This window comes from Flexithrix dorotheae DSM 6795 (assembly GCF_000379765.1).
In the GTDB taxonomy this organism is placed as follows: Bacteria; Bacteroidota; Bacteroidia; order Cytophagales; family Flammeovirgaceae; genus Flexithrix; species Flexithrix dorotheae.
This window is the reverse complement of record NZ_KB903497.1, coordinates 5001-11952: the sequence shown is the minus strand read 5'-3', so window position 1 is coordinate 11952 and position 6952 is coordinate 5001. Positions and strand designations below refer to the sequence as shown.

Here is a 6952-nt window from a genome sequence, read left to right as displayed (position 1 = left end):
ATAATCAACTTTGGTGGTAGTGGAAAGATGAGTAAGCAGTGCTTCGGGAATAAAGTCAAACAATTGGCCAGCCGATATTTTGTGGTCTTTAAAAACTGTCATAGCATTTTATTTATCCCTATTTAAAATACTAATAAAACAACCGTTTCTACAATTTAGTTAGACCAATCAACAATTAGTATGCAGATTTTTATCTCCCCCTTTTTAAGAAAAATGACTCCTTGAAAATAAAAAAAGTCGGAAGATTTTTCTTCCGACCTTGACTGTAGATGCTACCGCCTTTTTCGCACAATCTAACTTATAGTGCACCATAATTGATTTATATTGGGAAAATTCAGTGGGTTGCTGGTTCCCAACGGCAAAATTATTTCCTTTGCCTAAACCAATTTTAGTTTCGTTTAAATGAGAACTTATTGATTTCCCGTCTTGGCCACTACCTCACCTCTTATTGTAAGAGTGGTGATGGATTGAGTAGTGTTTGCTGTCACCTTCACAGTTTTGTTAAAATTACCTGCACTTGCCGCATTATATTTTGCCTTTATTACAGCAGATTTCCCAGGCATTACCGGTTCTTTTGGCCATTCGGTAGCCGTACATCCACATGAAGGTTTCACATCTGAAATTACAATTGGGCTTGTTCCGGTATTGGTAAAAGTGAAAGTAGCTTCAGCAGGAATTCCCTGAGGAATTTTCCCAAGATTTACCGCCTGGCTTTCCCAAGTAAAAACAGCTTTAGAGGATTCATTCGAAGCTAATTCTACATTTTGGGCAAATGTAGTAGCCGCATAAAACATGGCAATTCCGATTAAATAAAAATACTTTTTCATTCTTTTTGGGTTAGGGTTTATGAATTTATGTTTCAAATCTAACTTCGACTTTCTCAAATCGCTGTTAACAAAAACCTAAACCATGTTAATGAAAAGTTAAACTCCATTCTAACCTCATTTGCTTCACTGTAATAAAGGTTATATTTGATAACTTATAATTTTTAGCAACAGATGCAATGGAAAGAAAGACTTTAAGGGTATTTATTATTCTGTCGGTTCTATCTATTTTGGGAATCATTGTAGTTCAAACCTATTGGTTCAAAAAAGCTTTTAATCTGGAAGTCCAGGAGTTTTCCCAAAAAGTAGACGAGTCATTAGTCCAGGTGGCCCAGCGACTTTCTGCATACAATGAAAGTGGCTCCCCGGAGCTCCAGCCAGTAAAACAGCAAAACCCGAATTATTTCATTGTAAGCGTAAATGATGCGATTAATCCAAGTGTACTAGAAGCTTTTATTAAACAGGAATTTATTAAACAACGGCTAAATATTGACTTTGAATATGCTATTTATGATTGTCAGGAAAATGCCATGAAGTACGGAAATTATATTTGTCAGACTGAGAACTGTAATCCTGAAAAAGCCAGTAACTTTCCATTCCCAAAACTGAAAGATGATAATTATTATTTTGGAGTTTATTTTCCCCACAAAAATCAGCAATTACTCAATCAGATGGGTATCTGGATTTTTTCCAGCGTGGTATTATTAATTGTAGTGATGTTTTTCGCTTATTCTCTGTTTTTTATTTTGAGACAACGAAAACTTTCCGAAATTCAAACAGATTTCATAAATAATATGACCCATGAGTTCAAAACTCCTATTGCCACCGTAGCCATATCCAGTAAAGTACTGATGGACCCTGAAATCGTTCACACTCCCAAACGATTGACGAAATATGCAGGTCTTATAAAAGGTGAAATTGATCGGCTTCAGGGGCAGGTAGAAACTGTACTTCAAATGGCCAGAGTTGGAAAAGATCCCCAAGCCTTGCAAATCAAACCTATTAATTCACATCAAATTCTTGAATCAATTCATTCAAATTTTAAGGATATGCACAAAGGAGATGGGGCAAAATTTGATATTTTTTTAAGTGCTAAGTATCACATAATTAATGCAGATACCCTTCATTTAACCAATATTCTTCATAACCTTCTGGATAATGCCTTAAAATACTGTACTGTCAGACCCGAAATTAATATCGAAACCTCCAACCAAAAAAATTGGTTGGTGATTAAAATCACAGACAATGGAATAGGAATCTCAGCAAAACACCAAAAATTAATTTTCAAGAAGTTTTACCGAGTTCCAACAGGAAATATTCACAATGTAAAAGGGTTCGGCCTTGGGTTGAACTACGTTAAAACAATGGTAAAGGCACTTAAGGGAAAAATCCTTGTAGAAAGTGAAATAGGAAAAGGTTCTTGTTTTATTTTAAAATTCCCAATTAGCCGTGAGGAAAGGATTTCTGTTTTTTCAACCTGAATGTAGAACATATTTCTGCCTGATCTACCTCTAATTTATAGGCTATGAATTCCAGGGTGTCCTTAATTAATTCATGGCAATTTATATACTTCCCGTTTACTTTAATGGATTCAAACTGGGCCAAGGGAGCATTCACGGACATATCTTCATCATAACATACTTGTAAAAAGCGATCTGTATTTATGGAGATTTTTTCTTTATTGGAGGAAATTTCAATAAGAAAGCGAAGATTATTTTTAGGAATGATTAAATCTTTCATGGTGGTTTAGTTAAGGTAATTTAGATAATGGTTTATTATAATTTAGGCCTTTATAACAGGCGTATACCTATATTTCAATGAAGTTTTTAAAGTAAAGAATTCCTTACGAGATTGATTAGCTTTTGGTTTGGTCAATCCAATTCCACTTAAATTAAAAAGATTTATTCAAAGAAAAATGGGCTTGACAATCGCCACTGGAAGCATTAAGCAAAATCTTCATTTCGCAGCTAAAATGTTTAACTTTAAACAACTTCAATATAAAGAAATCATAAGTAATTAAAAAGATGAAAGTTTTTAAAACTTCAATCAATTCTTTTTTTTAAAGATCCTTCCCTAATTTACATTAAATTTGAGTATTAATGAAATTGATTTTCCTTACATTATCATAAGAAAAAACTATGACAATAGTCCAGCTTGAATATATTATGGCAGTAGACGAAAAGAGAAGTTTTACCAAAGCTGCTGAAATTTGCCATGTTACACAACCTACTTTAAGTATGCAAATTCAAAAACTGGAAGATGAATTAGGTATAGTAATATTCGACAGATACAAATCTCCACTAGAACCCACAAAGGTAGGAAAAATCATCATTTCCAAAGCCCGGAAAATTATTAGGGAGTTTAATGGAATAAAAGAATATTTAACCAATGAAAAGGGGAAATTGTCCGGACAATTTCGAATTGGAATCATCCCTACATTAGCACCTTATTTAGTCCCATTATTTTTACCAGATTTTGTAAAGCAACACCCTGATTCTAAGCTAATTATTGAGGAACTTCAAACTGAAACTATTATTGATTATCTACAAAAAGACAGGATAGATTTAGGGATTGCGGTTACTCCACTTGAGGAAAAAGAATTAAAGGAAATCCCAATTTTTAATGAACCTATTTATGGGTATGTTTCAACTGATCATCCCTTGTTTAAAAAAGAGAGACTATCTGAAAGTGAATTGGAAAACGCCAAATTATGGCTGCTTAACCAGGGGCATTGTTTTAGAAACCAGGCTCTAAAAATATGTAATCAAAATCAACTGGATACTCAAAATATGGAATTCATTTATGAAAGTGGTTCCATTGAAACATTAAAAAATATGGTAAACATCAGTAGTGGGATTACCCTTATTCCTGCTTTGGCTGCTTTTTCCAATATTAATGATTTTAATATGGTGAAAAAATTTGAAGCCCCTGAACCTCTCAGAGAAGTAAGTTTTATAGTAAACAAAGGTTATCTGAAAGATAATTTAATAAAAGAATTAAGAAAAAGTATAATCGAAAAAATTCCTGAGGAATATACGATCAAGTATAAAAATGGAAGAGTAATTCATTGGAGATAAAATCTGATAACCGGCAAATACAAAATATTTAATCTTCCCTCATTATTGAGATTAAATTATTATTTACAGTTTTAAGGGACTGTAATAATATGGTAAATAATGCAACCAAAATTGTAATCATTCCGGCAAGAATAAAGTAGTAAAAATCCAGATTAATTCTAAAAGCAAAGCTTTCCAACCATTTTTCCAGTCCGTACCATGCCACAGGGCAAGCAATTACAAAAGCAACCCCAATTAGCTGAAGGAAATCTTTGGAGAGTAACATCAGTATTTGAATTATAGAGCTTCCCAAAACTTTTCTTATTCCAATTTCCTTTTTTCTTTGCTCAATAGAATAGGCTGCTAAACCCAACAGACCAAGAGAAGCTACTAAAATGGCAATTACAGAAAAAATTCCTGTCACCTTGCTTAAATTAGCTTCGGATTTGTAAAGGTTTTCTAAGTTTTTATCCAGAAAAAAATACTCAAATGGTCTTTCGGGCAAAAATGTTTTCCAGGTTTCTCTCAAATAAGCAATTGAGCTGGGAATATCATCATGGGCAATTTTAATCCCCATATATTTAATAAATAAATTAAACGCATGAGGGCTTAGGTTCAGATCAAGGATTAATGGAGCTATTGAATGATGTTTAGAGGTAAAGTTAAAATTTTTAATTACCCCAATTACCTCTCCTTCATACCTTCCGAAATGGTACTTTTGTCCAACAGCCTCCTCAAGTCCCCATCCCATTTGGGAAACAAGTTCTTCATTTACGATTATAGCATACCTATCATCAGTATCAAAGTCTTTTGAAAAATCTCTGCCAGCAATTAATTCAACTCCAAAGGTCTGGAGGAAATCATGCCTTACATTAAGACGAGAGAATAATTTGGAATTTTCCATTCCATCAAACCTGTAATTTGCACCTTGGTGTTTAGCTCCGAGAATCTCCTCAACAGCTGAAACCTCCAACACCTTCGAATAACTTAAAAACTTTTCTTTTAACGGTCCATAATGCTTTCCAATAGGTGTTTGAATCACAGGCACCATAATAATATTCTCTTTTTGAAATCCCAATTCATCAGTTTTCAGATGATTCAATTGTTTAAGAATAACAAATGTCCCAATTATTAATGTAATAGAAATAAAAAATTGAAAAACTACCAGCATTTTTCTAAAGGTTAATCCCTTTACCTTCTGATATTCTGATTTCAGGACTTTTACTGGTTTAAAGGAGGATAAAATAACTGCAGGATAAATTCCGGAAAAGACCCCAACAATAAAGGTAAGGATAATTAATAGTAATATAATATTAACATCGGCAGCTGGATCAATCCCTATTGATTTTTCAGTAAAATTATTGAACCAGGGCAATATAAGGGAAGTAAATGCCAGAGCCAACACCATTGACACCCCTGTCATCAGAAATGATTCAGTTAAAAACTGAAAAACCAATTGCTCATATCGACTTCCAAATGTCTTACGGACCCCCACCTCTTTGGCTCTTTTAACTGACCTGGCAGTGGATAAATTCATAAAATTAATACAGGCAATCAGTAAAATAAATATAGCAATTCCTGAGAAAATGTAAACATTGTTTTTATTACTATTCGGCTGAATTTCGAAATCTAAATTTGAATTTAAATGGATATCGGTAATAGGCTGGAGATCAAGAGTAACTTCATTACGAATAATTTCGGGGAAAAATTTCTTTACAAACCCTGGAAACTGCTCTTTCAACTTCCTATAATCAACATTTTCTTTTAATAAAATGTATGTCCAGCACGGGTTCCAATACCAATTATTTGAAGAATTAGTCCCCCCCATTAATTCCCTCAACGAAGAGAAAGAAACAAGGAAATCATATTGAAAGTGTGCATTTAATGGTGCTTCCTCCAGTATGCCTGTTATTAAAAGATCAGTGCGCCCCTGGAATTTCAAAAATTCGCCAATAACCTCCTCTTCTTTCCAGTTTTCCCCAAAATATTTTGTCGCAATATTTTTAGTAATTAATACTGTATTTGGGGCGCTTAATGATTTTGAAGATTCTCCACTAATAAATGGGATATCCAAAACTTTATAATAATTGGAATCTACAAAGAATAACCTTGTTTCATTAAACTCAATATTTTTATCTGGATAGGCAACTGCAACCAAGGGTGCTTGAAAATTAAAAAACCTTATGCTCTCCTCAACAAAATTTGGAAACTCCTCCTTTATCGCCTCAGCAACGGGAAAAGGCAAACTTGCTGAACGTTCAGAAAAACCTCCATTTTCTCCAGCAATAAACTCATTTAATCTATAAATTCTGTCAGATTTAGAATGAAATTTATCAAAGCTGAGTTCATCTAAAACATATAAATAGATAAGAATTGAACAAGAAATCCCAATTGCCAGTCCAAAAATATTTATTGAAGTAAATAAAATATTCCTCTCAAGATTCCTAATCGCAGTTATAAAGTAATTCTTAAGCATATCAAAGACTCGGCTTAAAGATTAACAAATAATTAGGAAACCAAAAAACATCTTATTTTCGCTTTCCATTTATATAAAGTTCTACATACTTTAAATAATTTCAAGAAAATATTATACAGGCGGGAAATATTATATTTAGAGGGGGAAGAGCTCAAACCTCTATAAAAAGGAAGAGCCTCACTAATATTCTTAGTGAGGCTCAAAAATGATAAGACTGGCGATTACCTACTCTCCCACATATTACTGCAGTACCATTGGCGTGACAGGGCTTAACTTCTCTGTTCGGAATGGGAAGAGGTGTTCACCTGCACTATTGTCACCATTAAGTCTTTAATATTATAAATATTATATTTTTTAGTTAATTAACATGTTGTGATTAGTAAAACACTGCCAACACATGGTTGTTTTAAGAAAGTAATTGGGCAATTAGTACTGCTCAGCTTTGCCATCTCTGACTTTACACTTGCAGCCTATCAACGTTATCATCTCTAACGACCCTTATATAGAAGCCTCATCTTAAGGTGGGTTTCGCACTTAGATGCTTTCAGTGCTTATCCCTTCCGAACATAGCTACCCTGCGGTGCAGCTGACGCCAC

Annotated in this window: 5 protein-coding genes and 2 rRNA genes (1 of these 7 running past the window's edge); 2 read left to right on the top strand and 5 right to left on the bottom strand. The window is 33.6% G+C overall.

All coding sequences use genetic code 11. The features are described from left to right. Positions 1-410: 410 nt before the first annotated feature. Positions 411-827: a DUF1573 domain-containing protein gene (locus tag A3EM_RS0135785; RefSeq protein WP_020533058.1), complete on the bottom strand. Its 417-nt coding sequence runs from the start codon at positions 825-827 to the stop codon at positions 411-413. Between the two features lie 176 nt (positions 828-1003). Between A3EM_RS0135785 and A3EM_RS44700 the strand changes: the two genes are divergently transcribed. Further along, positions 1004-2305, top strand: coding sequence for a sensor histidine kinase (locus tag A3EM_RS44700; protein ID WP_020533057.1), 1302 nt, complete (start codon positions 1004-1006; stop codon positions 2303-2305). On the opposite strand, the gene A3EM_RS0135775 is transcribed toward A3EM_RS44700, so the two are convergent. Next, a complete protein-coding gene (locus A3EM_RS0135775) occupies positions 2268-2564 on the bottom strand; it encodes a hypothetical protein (RefSeq protein ID WP_020533056.1) in 297 nt (98 codons plus the stop codon). The two genes, A3EM_RS44700 and A3EM_RS0135775, sit on opposite strands and share 38 nt — an antisense overlap. Before the next feature lie 398 nt (positions 2565-2962). On the opposite strand from A3EM_RS0135775, the gene A3EM_RS0135770 reads away from it, so the two are divergent. Continuing rightward, complete coding sequence (locus A3EM_RS0135770) at positions 2963-3901, top strand: LysR substrate-binding domain-containing protein (protein WP_020533055.1); 939 nt, start codon at positions 2963-2965, stop codon at positions 3899-3901. A 28-nt stretch (positions 3902-3929) separates the two neighbouring features. On the opposite strand, the gene A3EM_RS0135765 is transcribed toward A3EM_RS0135770, so the two are convergent. From A3EM_RS0135765 to A3EM_RS0135755, 3 genes are all read right to left on the bottom strand, one after another. After that, positions 3930-6356 (bottom strand): ABC transporter permease, encoded by a 2427-nt coding sequence (locus A3EM_RS0135765; RefSeq protein WP_020533054.1) that lies wholly within the window; start codon positions 6354-6356, stop codon positions 3930-3932. Positions 6357-6568: 212 nt separating this feature from the next. Then, positions 6569-6680 (bottom strand): 5S ribosomal RNA (rrf, locus tag A3EM_RS0135760). An 82-nt stretch (positions 6681-6762) separates the two neighbouring features. Beyond that, positions 6763-6952: ribosomal RNA gene (locus A3EM_RS0135755) — 23S ribosomal RNA — on the bottom strand (it continues 2635 nt past the right edge of the window).

Excerpts from the sequence above, each read along its gene's own strand:
- A3EM_RS44700 (WP_020533057.1), top strand. The coding sequence starts at position 1,004 with ATGGAAAGAAAGACTTTAAGGGTATTTATTATTCTGTCGGTTCTATCT.
- A3EM_RS0135770 (WP_020533055.1), top strand. The coding sequence starts at position 2,963 with ATGACAATAGTCCAGCTTGAATATATTATGGCAGTAGACGAAAAGAGA.
- A3EM_RS0135785 (WP_020533058.1), bottom strand. The coding sequence starts at position 827 with ATGAAAAAGTATTTTTATTTAATCGGAATTGCCATGTTTTATGCGGCT.
- A3EM_RS0135775 (WP_020533056.1), bottom strand. The coding sequence starts at position 2,564 with ATGAAAGATTTAATCATTCCTAAAAATAATCTTCGCTTTCTTATTGAA.
- A3EM_RS0135765 (WP_020533054.1), bottom strand. The coding sequence starts at position 6,356 with ATGCTTAAGAATTACTTTATAACTGCGATTAGGAATCTTGAGAGGAAT.